18 protein-coding genes are annotated in these 20,974 nt (G+C 57.6%); 6 read left to right on the top strand and 12 right to left on the bottom strand.

The genetic code is table 11. The annotated features are described in order from the left end of the window. Nucleotides 1-181 precede the first annotated feature (181 nt). A complete protein-coding gene (locus N7D90_RS10930; protein ID WP_261742171.1) occupies nucleotides 182-1,840 on the top strand; it encodes a nitrite/sulfite reductase in 1,659 nt (552 codons plus the stop codon). Further along, nucleotides 1,824-2,318, top strand: coding sequence for a DUF934 domain-containing protein (locus N7D90_RS10925; protein ID WP_261742170.1), 495 nt, complete (start codon nucleotides 1,824-1,826; stop codon nucleotides 2,316-2,318). The genes N7D90_RS10930 and N7D90_RS10925 overlap by 17 nt, the downstream gene beginning before the upstream one ends. 45 nt (nucleotides 2,319-2,363) lie before the next feature. Here the strand turns inward: N7D90_RS10925 and N7D90_RS10920 are convergent, their stop codons facing one another. The 4 genes from N7D90_RS10920 to sohB form a co-directional block, all read right to left on the bottom strand. Next, complete coding sequence (locus N7D90_RS10920; RefSeq protein WP_261742169.1) at nucleotides 2,364-5,150, bottom strand: NEL-type E3 ubiquitin ligase domain-containing protein; 2,787 nt, start codon at nucleotides 5,148-5,150, stop codon at nucleotides 2,364-2,366. Beyond that, nucleotides 5,135-5,593 (bottom strand): DUF6543 domain-containing protein, encoded by a 459-nt coding sequence (locus N7D90_RS24690; RefSeq protein WP_261742168.1) that lies wholly within the window; start codon nucleotides 5,591-5,593, stop codon nucleotides 5,135-5,137. The genes N7D90_RS10920 and N7D90_RS24690 overlap by 16 nt, the downstream gene beginning before the upstream one ends. Before the next feature lie 165 nt (nucleotides 5,594-5,758). Next, the gene (locus tag N7D90_RS24640; protein WP_410012180.1) at nucleotides 5,759-7,480 is read right to left on the bottom strand and encodes a dermonecrotic toxin domain-containing protein; all 1,722 of its coding nucleotides are present in this window, start codon (nucleotides 7,478-7,480) and stop codon (nucleotides 5,759-5,761) included. Between the two features lie 200 nt (nucleotides 7,481-7,680). Next, complete coding sequence (gene sohB, locus N7D90_RS10905) at nucleotides 7,681-8,700, bottom strand: protease SohB (RefSeq protein WP_261742166.1); 1,020 nt, start codon at nucleotides 8,698-8,700, stop codon at nucleotides 7,681-7,683. A 206-nt stretch (nucleotides 8,701-8,906) separates the two neighbouring features. Here sohB and N7D90_RS10900 point away from each other — a divergent pair, with 206 nt between their 5' ends. The 4 genes from N7D90_RS10900 (at nucleotide 8,907) to N7D90_RS10885 (ending at nucleotide 12,046) form a co-directional block, all read left to right on the top strand. Beyond that, entirely contained in the window at nucleotides 8,907-9,617 is a 711-nt protein-coding gene (locus N7D90_RS10900; protein ID WP_261742165.1) for a histidine phosphatase family protein, read from the top strand. A gap of 54 nt (nucleotides 9,618-9,671) precedes the next feature. Further along, a complete protein-coding gene (locus N7D90_RS10895) occupies nucleotides 9,672-9,986 on the top strand; it encodes an SCP2 sterol-binding domain-containing protein (RefSeq protein WP_048358034.1) in 315 nt (104 codons plus the stop codon). 201 nt (nucleotides 9,987-10,187) lie between these two features. Then, nucleotides 10,188-11,255: a phosphotransferase family protein gene (locus N7D90_RS10890; protein ID WP_261742164.1), complete on the top strand. Its 1,068-nt coding sequence runs from the start codon at nucleotides 10,188-10,190 to the stop codon at nucleotides 11,253-11,255. A gap of 23 nt (nucleotides 11,256-11,278) precedes the next feature. After that, complete coding sequence (locus N7D90_RS10885; protein WP_261742163.1) at nucleotides 11,279-12,046, top strand: SDR family oxidoreductase; 768 nt, start codon at nucleotides 11,279-11,281, stop codon at nucleotides 12,044-12,046. 88 nt (nucleotides 12,047-12,134) lie between these two features. Here the strand turns inward: N7D90_RS10885 and N7D90_RS10880 are convergent, their stop codons facing one another. The 8 genes from N7D90_RS10880 to N7D90_RS10845 form a co-directional block, all read right to left on the bottom strand. Further along, complete coding sequence (locus N7D90_RS10880) at nucleotides 12,135-13,241, bottom strand: NAD(P)H-dependent flavin oxidoreductase (RefSeq protein WP_261742162.1); 1,107 nt, start codon at nucleotides 13,239-13,241, stop codon at nucleotides 12,135-12,137. Further along, nucleotides 13,238-14,143 (bottom strand): enoyl-CoA hydratase, encoded by a 906-nt coding sequence (locus N7D90_RS10875; RefSeq protein WP_261742161.1) that lies wholly within the window; start codon nucleotides 14,141-14,143, stop codon nucleotides 13,238-13,240. Before N7D90_RS10875 ends, N7D90_RS10880 begins: the two co-directional genes overlap by 4 nt. Before the next feature lie 15 nt (nucleotides 14,144-14,158). Next, the gene (locus N7D90_RS10870) at nucleotides 14,159-14,956 is read right to left on the bottom strand and encodes a CoA-transferase subunit beta (protein WP_261742160.1); all 798 of its coding nucleotides are present in this window, start codon (nucleotides 14,954-14,956) and stop codon (nucleotides 14,159-14,161) included. Between the two features lie 11 nt (nucleotides 14,957-14,967). Beyond that, nucleotides 14,968-15,843 (bottom strand): CoA transferase subunit A, encoded by an 876-nt coding sequence (locus tag N7D90_RS10865; RefSeq protein WP_261742159.1) that lies wholly within the window; start codon nucleotides 15,841-15,843, stop codon nucleotides 14,968-14,970. Nucleotides 15,844-15,852: 9 nt separating this feature from the next. Beyond that, entirely contained in the window at nucleotides 15,853-16,746 is an 894-nt protein-coding gene (locus N7D90_RS10860) for a VOC family protein (protein WP_261742158.1), read from the bottom strand. A 193-nt stretch (nucleotides 16,747-16,939) separates the two neighbouring features. Then, nucleotides 16,940-17,875 carry an OB-fold domain-containing protein gene (locus N7D90_RS10855; protein ID WP_261742157.1) on the bottom strand — a complete coding sequence of 312 codons (936 nt, stop codon included), beginning with the start codon at nucleotides 17,873-17,875 and terminating at the stop codon, nucleotides 16,940-16,942. 5 nt (nucleotides 17,876-17,880) lie between these two features. After that, nucleotides 17,881-19,092 carry a thiolase family protein gene (locus N7D90_RS10850; protein ID WP_261742156.1) on the bottom strand — a complete coding sequence of 404 codons (1,212 nt, stop codon included), beginning with the start codon at nucleotides 19,090-19,092 and terminating at the stop codon, nucleotides 17,881-17,883. A gap of 137 nt (nucleotides 19,093-19,229) precedes the next feature. Continuing rightward, nucleotides 19,230-20,897 carry a DUF1302 domain-containing protein gene (locus tag N7D90_RS10845; RefSeq protein WP_261742155.1) on the bottom strand — a complete coding sequence of 556 codons (1,668 nt, stop codon included), beginning with the start codon at nucleotides 20,895-20,897 and terminating at the stop codon, nucleotides 19,230-19,232. Nucleotides 20,898-20,974 lie beyond the last annotated feature (77 nt).

Genomic DNA, 20,974 nt, shown 5'->3' with positions numbered 1-20,974 from the left:
AGCAATGCCCTTCTCACAAGTAAGGGATTGAGAATCAACCTCTTATAGTCGTTTTGGTTCTTTGCATATGCTTAAACATCACTTTTGCGCATAACTACAAACTGGTATCGTGCCCCGCTCCGTGGGGAGTGCGCGGCCGTGCGCGCAGATAAGCTGTTAGCAGCCTGAGAACAGGACCTATATGTACGTATATGACGAGTACGATCAGCGGATCATCGAGGACCGCGTCAAGCAGTTCCGGGATCAGACCCGACGCTATCTGGCAGGTGAGCTGAGCGAAGAAGAGTTCCGCCCCCTGCGCCTGCAAAATGGCCTTTATGTTCAACGCTTTGCCCCAATGCTGCGGGTTGCCGTGCCTTATGGTCAGCTGACTTCGCGCCAAGCGCGAATGATGGCCAAAATCGCTCGCGACTATGACAAGGGCTATGCCCACATCAGCACCCGGCAGAACGTTCAATTCAACTGGCCTGCGCTGGAAGATATTCCGGACATCCTGGAAGAACTGGCCACCGTGCAAATGCACGCAATCCAGACCAGCGGCAACTGCCTGCGCAACGTCACCACCGACCAGTTTGCCGGTGTCGCTGCCGACGAGCTGATCGATTCGCGCCCTTGGTGCGAAATCGTGCGTCAGTGGACGACTTTCCACCCGGAATTCGCCTACCTGCCGCGCAAGTTCAAGATTGCTATCAACGGTTCGGCGTCTGACCGTGCCGCCATTGAAGTGCATGACATTGGCCTGGAGCCGGTGTTCAACGAAGCTGGCGAGCTGGGCTTCCGTGTGCTCGTGGGTGGCGGCCTGGGCCGTACTCCGGTGATCGGTGCCTTCATCAATGAGTTCTTGCCGTGGCAAGACCTGCTCAGCTACCTCGAAGCCATCCTGCGTGTGTACAACCGCTATGGCCGTCGTGACAACAAGTACAAGGCGCGGATCAAGATTCTGGTCAAGGCGCTGACGCCTGAAGTGTTCGCCGAGCGTGTTGAAGCCGAAATGGTTCACCTGCGCGGTGGCTCCAACACCCTGACCGAAGCCGAAGTCCAACGTATCGCCAAGCACTTCGTGGACCCCGACTACAAAGACCTGCCCGACTTCGGCGCCGAACTGACCGAACTCGACAAGCAGCATCCGGGCTTCGCCCGTTGGCGCTCCCGTAACACCCTGGCCCACAAGAAGCCGGGCTATGTCGCCGTGACCCTGTCGCTCAAGCCGACTGGCGTTGCACCGGGCGATGTAACCGACAAACAGTGGGACGCCATTGCAGAAATGGCCGACCGCTACAGCTTCGGCCAACTGCGCACCTCCCATGAGCAAAACATCATCCTGGCCGATGTTGAAGAAAACCGGTTGTTTGCCATGTGGGGCGAGTTGCGCGAAAACGGTTTCGCCACGCCAAACATTGGTTTGCTGACCGATATGATCTGCTGCCCTGGCGGCGATTTCTGCTCGTTGGCCAACGCCAAATCGATCCCGATTGCAGAGTCAATCCAGCGCCGTTTTGACGACCTGGACTACCTGTTCGATATCGGCGAGCTGGACCTGAACATTTCCGGTTGCATGAACGCCTGCGGTCACCACCACGTCGGTCATATCGGGATTCTGGGAGTGGACAAGAAAGGCGCCGAGTTCTACCAGGTGTCTTTGGGTGGCAGCGCCAGCCGTGATGCCAGCCTGGGGAAAATCCTCGGCCCATCGTTCGCCCAGGACGCCATGCCGGATGTGATTGAAAAGCTGATCGACGTGTATGTTGAAAAACGTACCGAAGATGAGCGTTTCATCGACACCTACCAGCGTATCGGCATCGACCCTTTCAAGGAGCGCGTCTATGCAGCGAATAATTAAGAACAACCAAGTCATCGATGAAACCTGGCACTTGTTGCCCAAGGAAACCACCTTTGACGAAATCTCCAACTGCGACGACCTTATCGTCCCGTTGGTGATGTGGCGCGAACACGGCCACGCCCTCAAGGCTCGCGATGGCGGCTTGGGCGTGTGGCTGGACAGCGATGAAGAAGCGGAAGAAATCGGCGAAGATGTGGCCAATTTCCAGGTCATTGCCCTGAATTTCCCAGCCTTCACCGATGGCCGCAGCTACTCCAATGCACGCCTGCTGCGTGACCGCTACGGTTACAAAGGCGAATTGCGTGCCATTGGCGATGTATTGCGCGACCAGCTGTTCTACCTGCACCGCTGTGGTTTTGACGCATTTGCCATTCGTGCCGACAAAGACCCATACGAAGCGCTGGAAGGCCTGAGAGATTTTTCAGTGACCTACCAGTCGTCTACCGATGAGCCGATGCCACTGTTCCGCCGACGCTGATCACCCCGCCGGCCTTGGGTTCGCCCAAGGCCCGCGGGCAGCCGGTCAGACATCACTGGAGGTTGAGATTTTCGGCTCGGTAAAGGGGTGCTCTTCGAGCTCCTTTTTGGTCAGCCGGGCAATCAGTGCATCCCTCACCTGCTGACGGCTTTCGCCCACTGCATGTGTCTTCGAAACATAGTCCTGACTGGACATACCCTCACGCGCGATGTAAATCACCTGCATGCGTGCATGCAAGGGAGAGTCGGCAGCGCTGAACTCATCAGGGTATTTCTTCTCCAGAAACGCGCCCCAAAAACCCTGTTTTTCGATAAAAGCCGTCTTCGCCGCCGGAGTGTCCTCACTCAATACCAGCTGCTTGGCGACCTCCAGTTGCTGTGGCGTTACATTAGCCATCCGCTCAAAAATCATTCTTTTTGGCCGGGCGGGCAAGCCAAGGTCCCGTGCCAGCTTGACCTGATAAAACATCTGCACTTCCAAAGGCTCAATACGGTCAATGCGTGCTTGCAAGTCGGTAGGGCTCAACCGCTGCGCCAGCCGCAACGCAGCTCCCGTGCCCAGCCGATACGCGACACCCTGCTGCTCCTGCGCCGTCATGGCGGACAAAGGGCCGGATACAAAGTCCGGGCTGACGGCATCAATCAAACCCTGCAGCTGCTGGACATACGCGCGCTGCTCGGCATGAACCTCAGCCACTCGGCCTTCAATGACGCCCAACACATGCTTGTCCAGCAACTCCAGGCGAAATAGCCCGTGTGCCAGGTTCAGCAACTTGCCTTCAGTATTGCCCGTGTTCAGGGCAGTGAAGATTTGCTGACGAAGTTCCATATCCGCAAAAATCATCGGAATGCCATCAGCACAGGTATTAGGGTTGGCCGACACCTCGAACAACTGATCGCGTAACTCACTGTGCGAGTGCATATCATTGAGCATGGCCCAGACACGCCGACTCAAATTTTCGCGGTGGTGCAAATACTGCGCCGACGCGGTGAGGTCTTCCAGCACCCGGAAAAAATCAGCCGACGGGCCAATGCCGCTTAGGTTGCGCCACACCCTGTGTTGCTCGTAACTGGGCTGAACCGACCAATTAAGGACGCCGCCAGCCTGGGCAATATGTTGACGGCGCGGGGTGATGCCGAAATCGATACCCATTTCGCGCCGGTAATTATCCAGGCGCCGCAAGGAGTCTGCACTCAGGGGGTTGTCATGCAAGTGAGTGACACGATTGACCGACGTTCTCTGGGCATCAAACACATCCTGGGGAATACGCGTAATGTCGTTATCGCGCAGATCAAGGGTTTCCAGATGGCTGAGCGCCTCAACCCCCTCAGGCCAGGTTTGCAGGCCGGTATAACGTAATCTCAGATGCACCAGATCAGTCATACGGCGCACCGAGATACGTCGCCCCAGAGGATTTGCCATCAGATTCAGCGATTTCAGCCTGGTCAGCCCAGACAACAACGTGGACGTGCGATCGCTCAAAACAATCTGATTGCCCTGCAGGTTCAGATCGATCAATTCAGGCATGAGCAAAACTGCCGAAGGCACCTCGGTCAGTTGGCTACTGACTATAGACAGCACCCGCAAGTTGGGGAAACGTTCCAGAAATTGAACCGGGAATCTGCCGTTTGGCGAGTTGTGTAAACGCAGTGAGCTCACATGGCCAAAATCGGCCGACAGTTCAGGCAGGCAATCCACCGGCCAACCATTGAGATCGAGCGCATAACCGGAGTGATCCGCAAACTGCACACTTTCACTTTGCCTGCGCCAAGTGCTGATCAGTGCCTGGCTGATGTCCCGCTTGATATGGGGCGGGACCAACACGCGGGGCCCTGCTGCAGAGGTTTGAGTCCACACCGTTGCTGCCACCCAATGGTCAAGCCCGCTACGCAGCGTCTGCAGCTCTGCCTTGAGCTTGTTCAGTGCCCGAATCGTCAGCTCCGGGGTGAGCTTCAAGCGGTACAAGAACTGCCCCGCTTGCCCCTCGTTCATCAACGGAAACAGATCGGCAACCAGATCCTGAAGCAGCACGGCACGGTCCTCTTCCAGCAGATGCCCCGAACGACCACCCAGCGTGTACCCCAACCGGCCAGAAGCCATTCGAAGCGGCGACCTGAACCAGGGTTTTATCCGCTGCATTCTCAATATGCCTGCACTGCGCCCCCGATTGATGGCCGCAAGGTTGGCAACCTTACGCTTCAAAACCACGCCAGGGTCAGTGGCGGGCAAACTCAGTGCAGCACGTTGCGATGGCGTTAACCCTTGCGCCACACACATCAATAGATCAGGGCTGCGGTAAATGTCTTGATCTACGGTTCCATGAAACTCGTAAACATCGCCGGTTTTAAAAAGCTCTTGGCTATAGATGGCCGTGTCACGGCCCAGAGTGTTGAGCACTGTACCGTTGCTTTTATCCCGAACCACCAGACGCAGATTGGCTGGCCAGCCAGGCAAATCAAGCAAGGTGCGCCACCCCAGCGCCGAGCTGTCGGCGCTGCGCAAAGCCTCGAAGTACAGGCCCTCGATCGAACGATTCAAGCGCATGACCTGAGCATAACTGCGGGCCTCCTCGAGCACATGCAACGGTAAGAGGCGGCCACTGTTCAGCGCCATAAGCTCTTCAGGCGACAGGTGACTGATCAATTCCTCCAACACCACCACTGGTAATCCGGGGAACTGATCTTTCAGGCTATGCGTCTGCGTCGGAGCAACTTCGCCAATGTCATAAAGACGCGAAAACAACTCCTGCCTGGTGGACTCGGCATACTGACCCAGCTTGCGCGAAAGCGCTTGAACCTGCTGCTCCAGCCCCAGGTCTAGCCGCCCCAGCAACGCTTCAATTTGCTGGGTGGAAAAAAATCCAGCGTGACTTTCAACAGGTCGCCCCTGCTCACCTGGGTTTCGACGACTTGCAGCCGTGGATTGGACGGTGTCATATCCGAGCCGTACTCCCTGATCGTCACGCCCTGCATATCAACCACACGCAGTACACGATCCGCAGGCCAGCCGGGAAGCCGGGTCAACAGTTCCAATTGCAATGGCCCATTGTCCGGCGAACTATTGACCCCCTGTTTCATCTGCGCGATGAAACTCTCGATCATTTCACTCAAGCGCACACGCTTGATGCTGTCCGCCAGCGCTGGCGGCATAGGGCGGTTATCCATATAGAGCTTGCGCAGCACCGCTTCACGGGTGTCGGTCGCCAGCAAAACCTGCTCGGCCGTGGCATCCGAAAACCCTCGCACTTCAGGCCCCAGACGACGGAACAACTGCATACGCGACCACTTCCGGGGGGTTTCCAGTTCATGCACCCATGCACCGCTGCCGTTATGTTCAATCCGCGGCCTGTAGGCCTGGGGATCGGTGGGATGCCGGATAACGCCCTGACGACTATCCGGGGAAACTTCGACCCGGAATATCTGCTGCTCAAACTGGAGATACTACTTCTCGCCCACGCTATACAGCCCATGAGCATCTGGCTTAAGTCCTGCCAGCAATCCATTTTTCACCGCGTAAGGCTCAAGGTCAGGCCGCCACAGGCGCTGGCGACCGGTTACCGAGCGCACTGCCACCAGAGCATCCACCACAGGTTCGGGCCTGAGTACTTTTGCCGCCCCGGCGCTGCTCGCGACCAAGGCAAAGTTTTGCGCAATATCGAACAAGTGCTCCAGGGCTGCGGCACGGTCACCTTGCTCCCAGGCCTTTATGCCGTCGTACAACTCGACGCCCAATTGAATGACACTGGTGACCAGCAGGATGTCACCCAAAACAGGCACAAACCCTAGCGCAATGGTGAGCAGGCTCAGCCCGATATTCAAAAAGGACGCCTGGCGTTCCAAACGACTTTTGGAGTCTTCGTCTTCGGTGGGCACGACCAGTAACCTGGCATCGTCCTTTATTTGCGCCAGTTGCAGGCGCCAGGCCACAACAAACGGATCATCTGTCTGAGGCACATGCCGGCTCTCGGACATCAGGGCAGGTTCATTGATGATGGGTGGGCTACGCAGTAATAACGAGTCCCAGGTCACGTTCTGCATATCGGTGCGGCGCATAAATTCAGCACGATGGCGAAGCGGCACCAATTTAACAAAATAATTGGCGAACACACGGCCCTTCAACCACTCCCGTAACGTCGCCTTCAACAGTTCAAACGACTCAAATTCATGAAAGGCCTTGTGCGGACTGTTCGGCAGATAAAGCACACAGGATTGCGCCTGTGCGGTCGACTTGCTTTCTGGCCAGAAGACAATGACGCCCGGGACTTCAAACCCCATGATTTGCAAAGTGCCGTGGGCTGATTGCAGAAGTGAAAACAGGGCAGTAGGCGCGCCTAACAGGGTCATCATGAATGCATGAATATTTGTCGTTATTTCCTTCTTCATATAAGCCATGTGCAAGGCGCAGGTAAATTCATGGCGTAAGTTCTGGGTGAACGCAAATTTCAACTTATAGGCTTTGGAATTAATATCTTCAGCGGACAAGTTATCATCAACCGGCTCGAACACACGCGCCAAGTGCCATTGATACTGAAAGCCCAGATCGAGGTCGCGGCATATCAGTGCAAAGTGTTCCGGTTTAAGTGCCGGATGTTCAATCGCCCGGCGCGCGCTGACTTCATAAATACAGCTGCCTGAATCAAACCCGTCACTGGCGGTTTCTTCAATCTCAAAATTCTGCAGAGCGGCCTGCAGCAAACTGTGCTGGGTAATACCGGAGACCAGATTCAGCTCCAACGACTCGGGCGTGAGAAGATCAGGCATGGTTAACTGGGCAAAGGTATCGACCAATTTAACTTGCTGACGAGCGAAGAACAGTGTCAGGTTGCTCAATAGTCGAACCTGTTTGAGGCCGTAAGTCCTGGGGTTCACGTCACCCCACCCGCGGGCTGCCAGTGCGGTCTTGAGCAACGGCTCGGCAAACTGTTCGATCGGTTTTACCTGAGCCAATACCGCAGAGACTACGCGCTGGGTAGCCTGGCCCTGCTTGAAGCTGTCGCGCAACGCCTCACGTATCCGGGGCGGCGCGTGAATGAACCAAGGTTCCAGCAAAGGCGGAATATAGGTTTTATGTTGATTGACGGCCAGCGTATTGGCCAATCGGCGGGAGTGTTCAATAACGGTTCGTTCAGCATCTGATACAAGAGCGTTGGTCGCGTCTGTCATGATTCTAGCCTGGCATGGAGTTCATGCCTCAAGCTTATAGACAGCCTTAAAACCTAGTGCGTTAATTACTTGTTCAAGAATCGGCTAACGCAATTAAAAACACGCTTTAAATACTAGATAATTACCGCACCTGAAGTCGCACTTTAGCAACCAAAATAATGACCCTGTTGCAATTACCCACTTACAACAGGGTTACAGCTTTACCAGTAACGCTGCTGGGTCAAACGGGACCACAACGAATCGGCTACCTTCTCTACCGAAGAACCGGCAGCCAACCCCACACGCTCCTGCAAACTTTTGCGCTGGGCAAAGTGCAAGTGATACAGCTGGGCTTCCTTGGCGCGTTCGGACAAATACTCGTCACTGGTTTTCAGTTCGTCGACCAGTTGCATGTCCACCGCCGCTACACCCAACCAGACTTCACCAGTGGCCACTTCGTCAATCGCCAGTTGCGGCCGATATTTGGCCACGAAGTTCTTGAACAATTGATGGGTGATATCCAGGTCCTGCTGAAATTTCTCACGACCTTTTTCGGTATTTTCGCCAAACACTGTCAGGGTTCGTTTGTACTCACCGGCGGTCAGCACTTCATAGTCGATATCATGCTTTTTAAGCAGGCGGTTGACGTTAGGCAACTGTGCAACCACGCCAATGGAGCCCAGGATTGCAAACGGGGCGCTGATAATCTTCTGCCCAATGCACGCCATCATGTAACCGCCACTGGCCGCGACTTTATCGATACAAATTGTCAGCGGAATGCCTGCCTGGCGAATACGTGCCAGTTGCGACGATGCCAGGCCATAGCTATGTACCATGCCGCCGCCGCTTTCCAGACGCAGTACCACTTCATCTGTCGGCTTCGCCAGGCTCAGCAATGCGGTGATTTCGTGACGCAGGCTTTCTGTAGCCGATGCCTTGATATCGCCTGCAAAGTCCAGAACGTAGACATTAGGTTTGTCTTCAGGCTGTTTTTTCAGCTTTTTCTCAGCTTTAGCGGTCTGTTTGTGCAGCGCCTTGAGCTGACTCTTGGACAACAGGGACTGCTCCAGACGCTCACGCAGACCTTTGTAAAAGTCATTGAGCTTGGTGACCTGCAACTGCCCGGCAGAACGGCGTCCTTTGCCACGCAATGCCGCCAGGGTCACCAGTACCACCAAAATGGCAATCACCAAGGTCACGGTTTTAGCCAGAAAACTGGCGTACTCGGCAAGAAATTCCACAGCCTCTCCTTAGAACGTCTGCAGCCCTCAGGTCAGGGCTGCGCAATGGCAACCAGCATACCGGCGCCAACCGGGGCCTGCCAGCCGTGAAACACCTTACGCGCTGGCACTTGCAGGAATTCAAACAAGCGTATGTTTTTTCATTGACAGCCACTTGCCATCCTCCTAACCTCGCCAGACTTTCAGCGGACCGGGACGACGCGGACGTGGGCAGCATCTACTTGATAAGACATGGCCAGGCCTCTTTCGGCGCAGATAACTACGACATGCTGTCGTCACTGGGTGTGCGCCAAGCAGAAATTGCCGGCCAGCATCTGGTCGATCTGGGTCTGCGTTTTGACCGCTGCCTGTCGGGGGATCTATCCCGTCAGCAAGACACCGCGCGTCATGCACTGGCACAGTTCAGCGCTGCTGGACTGCCTACACCAGAACTTGAAGTAGACGCCGCATTCAACGAGTTCGATGCATTCGCCATACTTGACGCCCTGCTTCCTGGCCTGCTGCCAGACGAACCTGGCGCATTGGCGGCGATGACTGATGCCGCCCATAACCCGGCGGAATTCCAGCGCATCTTTGAGCTGATCATCGACCGCTGGCTCAGTGGCACCTACGACACCCCTGGGCTGGAAACCTGGCTGGGGTTTGTCGAACGGGCCCAGGCGGGCTTGAACCGGATTCTCGACCTGGCCAAAGGCCAACAGACCATTGCCGTGTTCACCTCGGCAGGTACCATTACTGCCCTGATCCACATACTGACCAACATTGCGGCCAACGATGCCTTCAAGCTGGCCTGGCAAATTGTTAATACCTCGCTCAGCCAACTCAAGTTCCATGGCCGCGAGGTGACCCTGGCTTCCTTCAACAGTCATGTGCATTTGCAACTGTTGAAGACGCCGTCACTCATCACCTATCGTTGAGCGTCGGCAACCGCGGCCCAGCGCCGCTGAAACCCACCACAAAAGGATCGAACCATGACTTCTGTAGCTGATGCCGTTCAAGCAATGAAAGCCAAATTCAACCCAGCCGCTGCTGCAGGCCTGGACCTGGTATTTGGTTTCCGCATTGATGACGACAAAAACTTCTCGCTGATCGTCAAAGACAGCACCTGTGAACTGAAAGAAGGCGAAAACCCGGACGCCCAGGTAACACTGGTAATGGACGGTGAAACCCTGGAAGGCATCGTCAGCGGCGAAACTGACGGCATGCAAGCGTTCATGGGTGGCAAACTGCGCGCCGAAGGCGACATGATGCTGGCCATGAAGCTGAGCGAACTGTTCCCGGCTTAAGCAGCAGGCAATACCCAAAACCGAAGCCTGCGCGCTTCGGTTTTTTTTGGCCTGCACTTCACTCAGGCAATGCTTATCAAGGATGCTGATCACGCACTAACACCCACACCTATTAAGGCCCTGCATGCCTTGTCGACGACGTGGCCGCCCATTAGATTAACGAATATTGCCAAGCCCTAAATATAAGCAGAAGAGATAGATATGGCGCTTACCGACTCGTCCACCCGCATCCGTTCCGGCGAAGAACTCGACGCCAGCCGCATCGATCCTTATATCAAGGCGCATATCCCGGGGCTTGCAGGGCAACCGACAATCAGTCAATTCCCTGGAGGCGCCTCCAACCTGACCTACCTGATTGAATACCCCGGCCAGGAACTGGTGCTGCGCCGCCCGCCGTTTGGCCAAAAAGCCAAGTCAGCCCACGACATGGGCCGCGAGTTCCACATCCTCAACCAGCTCAAGAACGCCTTCCCCTACTGCCCCAAAGCCTATGCCCACTGCACCGACACAACCCTGATCGGCTCCGAATTTTACGTGATGGAGCGGGTCAAGGGCATCATCCTGCGCTCTGACATACCCGACGAACTGGCGCTTAGCGCCGACAATATCCGGACGCTGTGCAAGCGCTTTATCGACAAACTGGTCGAGCTGCACAAGGTCGACTACAACGCCTGCGGCCTGGGTGATCTGGGTAAGCCGCAAGGCTACGTGCAACGCCAGATCAGTGGCTGGACCGAGCGCTACGACAAGGCCCTGACCCCGGATGCACCGCGCTGGGAAGCCGTTAAAGACTGGCTGCAGGCCAACATGCCGGCCGACCATCCGACCCCGGCCATTGTTCACAATGACTACCGCTTTGATAACGTGATCCTCGACCCCGCCGATCCGATGCAGATCATCGGTGTGCTGGACTGGGAGCTGACCACTCTGGGCGACCCGCTGATGGACCTGGGCAATACCCTCGCCTACTGGATTGAAGCGGGCGACCCGGCACCGGTGCAATTAATGCGACGCCAGCCAAGCAATGTCTCCGGCATGTTGACCCGCCGCGAATTCGTCGATTACTACGCCGAGCGCTCCGGGATCCAGATCGACAACTACGATTTCTACTACACCTATGGATTGTTCCGTCTGGCGGGTATCGTTCAACAAATCTACTACCGCTACTACCACGGCCAGACCCAGGACAAACGCTTCGCGCAATTCGTGCAAATGAACGCCCTGCTTGAGCAGATGAGCCTCAATGTCATTCGCCGCTCCAGCCTCTAAGCCCGAGATAACAAGGAACCCGCATGTCCAGGACTCAACTGTTCGACCTTGATGGCAAAATTGCGTTCGTGTCCGGTGCCAGTCGCGGTATCGGTGAAGCCATTGCCAAACTGCTGGCCCAGCAAGGTGCCCACGTGATCGTTTCCAGCCGCAAGCTCGAAGGCTGCCAGCCCGTGGCCGATGCGATCATCGCCGATGGCGGCAAGGCCACAGCCATCGCTTGCCATATCGGCGAAATGGAACACATCACCCGGACCTTTGCGCGTATCCGCGAAGACTTCGGGCGCCTCGATATTCTGGTCAACAATGCCGCCACCAACCCGCAATTTTGCAACGTGCTGGACACCGACCTCAGCGCCTTCCAGAAAACCGTCGACGTGAATATTCGCGGTTACTTCTTTATGTCGGTCGAGGCCGGCAAGCTGATGCGCGAGCACGGCGGCGGCAGCATCATCAACGTGGCCTCGATCAACGGCGTTTCACCGGGGGTATTCCAGGGGGTGTATTCGATGACCAAGGCGGCGGTGATCAACATGACCAAGGTGTTTGCCAAGGAATGTGCGGCATTCGGCATCCGCTGCAACGCCCTGCTGCCAGGCCTGACCGACACCAAATTCGCTTCGGCGCTGGTCAAGAATGACGCCATCCTCAAGACCGTCCTGCAGCAGGTTCCGCTCAAGCGCGTGGCCGCGCCGAGTGAAATGGCCGGAGCAGTGTTGTATCTGGCAAGCGATGCATCGAGCTACACCACCGGTGTTTCGCTGAATGTGGATGGCGGTTTTTTGTCGTAGGGCCAGCTTGGCTGGCTACCTGCCCCACCGCCTGGATGGGGCTGGTGTTGTTATCCAACCAAGTACAGATGCAACATTGGAAGCCGTTTCAGATGCCTGCTGGCTGTGACGCCTTGGTGCGTACAGCCTGATGACGTGCATTCACTGCCATCAGGCAACGTTCAGCTTCTTGCACCATCTCGTCGATCAATTGCTGGCAACTTTTCAACTCGCCGATGGAGGCCGCTACTTGCCCGCACGGCAGGATCCCTTCATCCGGCACGCCATCGACCATCGAGCGTTGCAACAACACCGGCTGGTTGGCTGCCATAACGGTTTGTGACAAGGCTGCGGGGTCTTCTTTCACCGATTGGACGAACACGCTGAGCATATGCCCAAGACTCATGCCGGTCTGTTGCTTCCAGTGCCAGGCGCTGCCCAGAGCAATGCGCAGGCGGCCAAAGGCACTGGCCTTTTCCAGGCGATTGATAAACGCGTTCTCGATCATCCGATGGCGCATGCCGTCCACCGCCGTCGTCACGCGAATGTGCTGGGGATCAGAGACTTTTACGTAACGGTCCAAAGTTGCGATAGGGGTTGGCGATTCCTGGGTCATCAGGAACCGCGTACCCATGGCAATCCCGGCAGCGCCGCTGGCCAGCGCCCCGGCCAGCCCACGGCCGGTGGAGTAGCCACCCGCTGCAATCACCGGCACCCGTACTGCATCCAGTACCTGCGGCAGCAAAATGGTGCTTGGCACGCCACCGGTATGCCCGCCACCTTCACCGCCCTGCACGGTGATCATGTCCGCGCCAAGCTCCACGGCCTTGATCGCATGCTTAAGCGCGCCCACAGTCGGAATGCACAACACCCCGGCTTTCTTGAAGCGGTCGATGGTCTGGCGATCCGGCCCACGGCCATAGCTCACAGAACGCAAGCGGTATTCAATGGCCAGATCCACGCACTGCGCGGCATTTTCCTGGAACATATGGAAATTAAGGCCAAAGTTTCTGCCTCCCGTGGCCTCGATCACCCGCTGAATTTCAGCCTCCAGTTGATCCGCCGCGATGGTCGCCCCGGCCAGAAAACCGAAAGCTCCGGCGCGGGTACTGGCGATCACCAGATTGGCGTCCGCCACCCAGCCCATCGCGGTTTGCACGATTGGATAACGACAGCCCAAGGCATCGGTCAATGCCGTTTGCAAATACTCGCTCATCGACGATCACCTGCAGCGGTCTTGTTCGCTTCAATCATGGCCTTGGCGTCATAGCCGCCAAGCTTGTCGCCCGAGAGCAACTCGTTATGGCTATGGGCAAAGTGATGCCAGGCAAACACCGCATCCATCGCCGTGCGCTTGCCCTGCAAATCTTCAACGTGATTGATCGCCTGCTTGGTCAAGGCCAAGCCCATGCGCGGCTGTTTGGCAATGGCCGCGGCCAGTGCGTATGTGCCCGCCTCCAGCTCCTCGCGGGCAAACAGGCGGTTGACCATGCCCATTTGATAGGCGCGTTCGGCGTTCATACGATCACCGGTAAACAGGAATTCCTTGGCGATACGCGGGTTCAGTTCATAGGGATGGGCAAAATACTCCACCCCCGGAATGCCCATGCGCACCACTGGGTCCTGAAAAAATGCATCGTCGCTGGCCACGATCAAATCGCATACCCAGGCCAGCATCAACCCACCTGCAATGCACGCTCCCTGCACCATGGCAATGGTCGGCTTGGGCAGTTCTCGCCAGCGCCGACACATACCCAGGTACACCTCCTGCTCGCGGGCATACAGGTATTCGCCACCGGGTTTGTTGGTGTGATCCCACCACAGGCTGGCGCGATCAAACGCTTTGTTGATATCGCGCCCCGGGGTGCCAATATCGTGACCCGCCGAGAAGTGCTTGCCATTGCCGCGCAGCACTATGACTTTCACCGCATCGTCATTCACCGCGCGGCGAAAAGCATCGTCCAGGGCGTAGGTCATTTGCGAGTTTTGCGCATTGTTCACGGTCGGCCGGTTCATGGTCAGTGTGGCAATACCATCGGCCACCCCATAGAGCACCGGCTCTTCGGTTTCATACACAGCGGTATCAGCCCGCTGCACAAATTCGCTGTCGCTGCTCATGTGAATTCCTTGCCTTCAGGCCTGGCGAATGCCGGGCGGGTTGCCCTTGAGCGCTGCTGCGCGATAATCGTGGGGGTCCAGACGGCGAATCAGGGCCAGTTGCTCCGGAGTCGGGGCAACGGTTTGCTTGAGGTCGGCAGCCTTGAGTAACGGGAAGCCAGTATTTTCCTGCACTTGTTCAAAGCTCACACCGGGGTGCAGGGAGCGCACCTGTACCGCTCGATCCGGGCCACCGAAGTCCATCACGCACAGGTCAGTGACGATCAGGCGGATATCCATCAAGTCGCGGCGCATACCCTCTTCCCAACGCTCAGCCTTGAAGCCGACACCCGATACCATGTCCACTTCGCCCGAGACGAAAGCGCGGGTGTTATGGGCCGGAACAAAAAACGAGTTGATATGGTTGATGCTGTTGCCCGGCAAGCCGCGCACCCCAAGCATCGCCACCTTGGGCTTTTGATAGTCGCCAATGCATGACAGATTGGTCTGGCCCCAGCGGTCGATCTGGGTCGGGCCGATCATCGCGTGGCGGCGTCCGCCCCATACGCACTCGAACACCCGCTCGAACGACAGGTAACCCGAGTAGCGCGGTACATAATCACCACGAGGCCCCAGCGGGATCGGTTCTTCCACCAGAAATGCTTCGCTGTCGGTCATCAACAGTTCAGGGCTGTGGGTCAATTTGGCCAGGCTCGCACCCAGGCGCGGAATCACGCCCAGGCCCGAAGCAATCACTTCACCGTTGCCGCGCCAGGCTTCACAGGCAGCCACGATCAACAGTTCAGCCAGGGTGTATTCGCTAATAGCAGTCATGTCCAAACTCCTTAAAACACGGGCAGCGGCAAAGCGCTGAGTCGATCGACACCGCCATTGCTGGCCTGGTAGGCGCTTTCGCCCGGGGTCACAAACTCGGCTACATAGCCTTCCCAGCCGCCTTCCTCAGCGGCACTGGCGCTGTAGCGTTTCAAATGGCTCATGTCCCAGCCGTAGTCGGACGGGCACGACGTCGGGTGCGCGCCAAACGGTGCATGAACCACGCCGCTGACCAGATAGCGCTCGAACGTGTTGAAGCGGGCTTGAGCGGCATCCAGGCTCAAGCGTTCCTCAATCCGCTCGCAAGACACAAAACACTGCTTGGCAGCACGGGCGAACAGATGATCAAAATACGGATCAGGACCGGTGACCAGAGTGTTACCCAGACGGTCCGCCACGTTGACGTGCAAAAAGGCCATATCCAGGTTCAATGCCGGCATCGCCAGCAACACTTCGCCATCGTCATAGGGCGACTGCACCTGCTTGATCTCGGGGTTCAGGCGGCTGACATCAGTGGCCAGGCCGCATCGGGTCGGCAAAAACGGCAGGCGCATACCCGCGGCGCGCAGGCCCCATTGCAGCATGCCTTCGTCCAGTTCCATCAGCTCCAGTTCACCGGCCTCGCGGGCCTTGCGAAAGTAGGCTTCGAGCGGGATCGCATCGAGGGTGGCAAAGCCGAAAACCAGTTTTTTGACCTTGCCGGCCGCGCACAGCATCCCGACTTCAGGACCGCCGTAGGCGACCACAGTAAGGTCCTTGACGTCCGAGCGCAGGATCTCGCGCACAATCGCCATGGGCTTGCGCCGTGGGCCCCAGCCGCCGAAGCCGATGGTCATGCCGTCGCGCAACTGGCCGACCACGTCTGCCGCTGTCATTTGCTTGTTCATGGTGATTCCTTACTGTTCTTGGCCCACGGAGAAATCGTGGCCCCACAGGCTTACCCGGGTGAATTCAAAAGCGCTGTGCTCTTGCCAGTCCACCAGCAAGCCGCCGTAGCCGTACTCCAGGTCAAAGCCTGAAGGGGTTTTCATATAGAACGAGGTCATGCGGTCGTTCAGGTGCTGGCCGAGGGTGGCCGACAACGGCACTTGGTGGGCGATGCGCCGGTCATGGGCGCGACCGACTTCGGTCATCGACTCGACCTCGACCATCACGTGCACACAACCGGACGGCACCGGGTATTCGGCCAGCGCCAGGCTGTGGTGACGGCTGTTTTTGCAATGTAAAAAATGGATGCGGACCGGTGGCGCCGAAGGGTCGGGCCGGAAGTTGAAAATGTCCGACAGTTCAAAGCCAAGCACATCCTTGGCAAACGCCAGCGTGGCATCGAAATTCGGTGCAGGCAGCACGGTGTGGCCCAGGCCCATATCGCCAGTGATAAAACCTGGTACGCCTTGCGGCGAGATAAACGGCTGGCAATCGGAGCGATGGCCCCAGCTCAGTTCATGACGGTTGCCCGACGGGTCGGTGACATGCAGCAGCGCTTGCACACCGCGCTGATCGCACTGCTCGGGGGTGCCCAAGCGCCAGTTCACATCAGCTTGATCCAGTACTTCGATGGCGGCATTGAATGCCTTCTCGCTGGCCAGTTCCCAACCGGAGGCCAGGTAGCGCGACTCACCGCCTGGCACGATCAGCATGCGAAACGGACGCTCATCCATTTTCACGTACACGCCACCGGCGGGTGCTTCGCTGACCATCATCCCGAGCACGTCCTGGGCATAACGCTGCCACTGAACGGGGTCGGCAGACTCTGCAACGAAGTAGCTCAAACCACGAATATCGATCATGTGCCTGCTCCTCAATGCCTGTATTTATTGGCTGAGAGCAGTATGGGAAGGAAGGTTGCGAGGCTCATCGTCCGTTGAGACTAAAGCTTGATTGGCGGAACACACATAAAAACTGCAGGAGCGAGCCTGCTCGCGAAAGCGATCATCCAGTCAAACACGCTTTCGCGAGCAGGCTCGCTCCCACAGGGGGGGATTACATATAGAGAATCACCAGTTCATTGATCACCGACGGCCGCTCGCTGCCCAGTACATGGGTGTTGAGTTCAAGGGTCAACTGGGTGCCGCTCTTGACGCGCTCCACCTTCTTCACCCGTGCCCGCGCATGAATCGTCGAGCCCGCTGGCACCGGTGCCGGAAAGCGCAGTCGATCCGAACCGTAGTTGATCATGTTGCTGAAACCGGTGATCTCGTACCCCAGGTTCAGTTTCATCCGTGATTGCAGAATCTGCACCAGCGCCCCATGGGCAATGGTGCCGCCAAACGGGCTTTGCTTGCGCGCCCGCTCTGGGTCGGTATGAATCCAGTAGTCGTCGCCCGACAACTGGGCAAAGGTGTCGATCAAGGCCTGATCGACCACCACCTGATTGCTCCAAGGGCTGAATTGGTCGCTGACCAAGGCCTGTAATCCTGCTTCGTCATCCAGAGCAATCTGACGCACCGCTACTGCTGCTGCAACCGGTTGCTCGACCACGCGTAAGGTCTTCAACGCATCTGCGTCCTTGTCCAGCCCGGTAAAACGCAGCAGCCGATTTCCTTTGCCATCGACCTCGGCAAACACCGGTTGCAGACGCATGCCGATCTTCACCTCTGACTCGTCCAGCCCCACCAGATTGGTATTGATCCGTACGCCTTGATCCAGTTCGACCACCGCCAGCATTTGCGGCATTTCATCGGCGAAATCCGGCAGGGTCGCGATGCGGGTTACGGTAAAGCTGTATAACGTCGCCCCGCCGCTGACTTCACGCCAGGTCAGGGCATGGGTGAAGCACGCCGGGCAATGCCGACGCGGATAAAATACCCAATGGCTGCAGTGCTCACATTGCTGAATCAGCAGACGCTCAGCCTTCAGACCTTCCCAGAACGGCGCAGAAATTTCGGTCGCTACCGGCATTGGTTTGTTATTCGACATCGGATTCAAGCTCCCTGAAGTATCAATGCGCCCTGCTCACTCATCACCCCACCGGTGCCTGATACATACACCGTGTCGCAACGTTTGAGCTGGCGTTCACCGGCTTCACCGGCAATTTGCGTCACGGCTTCGATTACCTGGCTCATGCCGCCGGCCGAGCCTGCCTGACCAAAGCTGAGCTGGCCGCCGTGGGTGTTCATCGGGAAGTCGCCGCGCCAGGTCAGATCGTGTTCACGCACAAAGCTCATGCCTTCGCCCTTGGCGCAAAATCCGGCGTCTTCCAGGGTCAGTAAGGCAGTGATGGTGTAGCAGTCATAAATTTGTGCCGCATCCACATCACCTGGCTTGAGCCCGGCCATCTCGAAGGCGCGGCGCGAAGCAGGCCCGATTGGGGTGTGCAACATGTCAGCGGCATAGGACGGCGACTTGAATGCCAGGTGCTCGCCAAAACCAGTGATCCAGGACGGTCGCTTGCGGGCTCGCGCTGCCACCTCTTTGGAAGCGATGATCATCGCGGCGCCACCCGCCACAGGCATGACGATTTCCAGTACATGCAGCGGGTCAGCGACTTTTTTGCTGGCCAGTACTTGCTCAATGGTCAACGGCTGGCCGTAGAACATTGCTTGCGGGTTGAACTGCGCATTGGTGCGTTGATCCACCGCGATTTTTGCCATCGCCCGCGGGTCGTAGCCATATTGCGCGGCATAGCGCTGAGCGATCATCGCGTAACCGGTGTTCTGACCCATATGGCCGTATGGCAAATCGAACTCGGCTTCAGGTGCGCCAAACGCCGTGCTGTGCCCCCCAAAGCGCATGGCCCGGGCCATCCAACTGGCGTCTTCATCCGGACCCATCGGTGCCATGCGTGCAGGCAATACGCACAGCACCGCCTGGCACAAACCCAGTTCGATGGCGGCCGCTGCGCGCCAGACCATACCCACCGAGGTACAGCCACCAAGGTCGACGACTTCGGCAAAATTGAGTCGCAAGCCCAGGTATTCGGCGGCCATGGCCGGTACGAACACCGAAGCTTCGTGAAATTGCGGGCCGTTGATCACCAGCCCGTCGAGATCGGATGCCTGCAAACCTGCATCCTGCAATGCCTGAGCCGCCAGGTCGGCAACTTGCTCCAGATGGAACATGCGCGGGGCCGTAGCGTATTTCTCCGGTTTGTACTGTGCGCTGCCGACAATGGCCGCGTGACCTTTAAGACCCATGGGTTTCTCTCTTTGAATGCGAACTGGATCACCTGTGGGAGCGGGCTTGCTCGCGATGGCATCAATGCGATCAGACAGAAACAACGCGCTGCCTGCATCGCGAGCAAGCCCGCTCCCACACCAGGGTGGGGCGTGTTTTAGAAGGTGTATTTCATCGAGAACGTGGCGTAGTCACGGTCTGCCAGAGGCCGGTAGATCGGGTCAGGCGAGCCCAGATATCCGATGTACTTGAGCGACACTTCCAGGTTGCTCAGGTATTTGAAGGTGGTGCCCGCACTCAGGCGACGGTCACCCGCTACCCCGGCAATCGTCCCCGACATCGGCGCCGCGCCGCTGAACACGTCCGAGAAGGTGAACGGAACCTCCAGGTCCCAGCCCTGGAATACGCCCGGATAACTGAACGAAGCACCGACGGTGTACGCGCTGGATGAGCGAGTACGCCATGCACTGCTGGTCTTGTAGGTGTAGTCATTGGACGGTTGCACCGACGGTGCCAGCGATGGCAACAGAGGCAAGCCTTCAAGGTTGGGTGCTGCCGAGGTGTCGTCGGCATGGTCGGCACGCACGGTGACGATTTCACCGGTCAATGTGGTCTGGCTGGCCCATGGGCGGTCACCCAGAATGCGCATGGCCGAAAACTGCAGCTGCTGGCCCTTGCCCCTGGCAGGTACAGGCCCCAGCCCAGTGTTGACCATCACTGGCGCACCGTCGCGATACGACCATTCCGCACCGAGCTGGTACTCGCCCAGCTTGGTGGTGGCGCTGATACCGGTCAGCTTGATGTCTTCAAAATACTTGACCCTATAACCGTTGGCCTTGTACGCCAGCCCGCCGGGCCCGGCCGGGATCGGGTCCCAGCCCACCAGTGCGGTGGCCGGGTTTTTGTCGTGGTACACCACATGGAACAGCGACAGTTCAAGCTCGCTGACCGGGCGATAACGGATCTGCGCGCCCCACTGCCCGCTATCACGTGGTTCATCCGTGCCCAGGTAAGGCACCTTGTTGGCGCCCATATACAGAAACTCGCGACCCGGCCCGATTACATCCGAGGTCGACAGAAAGCTGCCCACCGGCGGCAGTTCAGTACCCTTCCACTCGTACTGCACATAGCCGCCCAAGGTAATTTGCGGGTTGATCCGATAGGACGCCGAGAACTGCCCGACTGGCAGCAGCACTTCCTTGACCTCAACCCCCGGCTGCGCAGCCTTGACCGCATCGGACGGGTTCTGCACACCATTCACGCCAGGGTAGTAAAGGCTCTCGCCCCACGACTCGATATGCCGACCGGCTTTAACATCGAGCATCGTGTCGTTCTCAAAACGCCAGCCGCCAAACACATAAGCGTCGAGCAAGCGCGTACGACCTCCGCTGTAATAGCGGGTATCGCTGGTGAACTCGTCATTGCTGCCGTATTTGTTGACGGTCGCAGGCGAATTATTGTCGTTATTACGGTGGTATACATCGTCGTAAAAGGTACTGGCACGCACCACCGCGCCGTAGTTGTCCTTGCGCAGGATCATCTCGCCCAGCGCGCCGACCCGGTTGGTGGTGAGGCTGTGCTGATCGAAGTTGCGGTTAGGATCATCAGCGTTTACCCCCATCAACCTGTCGCTGGGATTACCCAAGCGCATGCCGATGCCATAACTGGTGGTGACCGACCAATCGATGGTGGTGCCGTCATCAAACTCGATGGTATCCCCTGCCCACACTGGGCTGGAGACCAGTGCCACGGCGACCGCCAGGCCACTGACCTGATAACGGTGCGGGCGCGGCCCTGGACATTTATTGTTATTTTTATTGATCACTCTGCCTCTCCTGGTTGACGACTCGGTGGCCGCCTCGATGGGTTCAAGCGTCATTGCGTTCTGCGTACCGCGCCTAT

This window comes from Pseudomonas fragi (assembly GCF_025426255.1).
Classification (GTDB): Bacteria; Pseudomonadota; Gammaproteobacteria; order Pseudomonadales; family Pseudomonadaceae; genus Aquipseudomonas; species Aquipseudomonas kulmbachensis.
The sequence above is the reverse complement of the archived record's forward strand: the minus strand, read 5'-3'. Positions and strand labels throughout refer to the sequence as shown.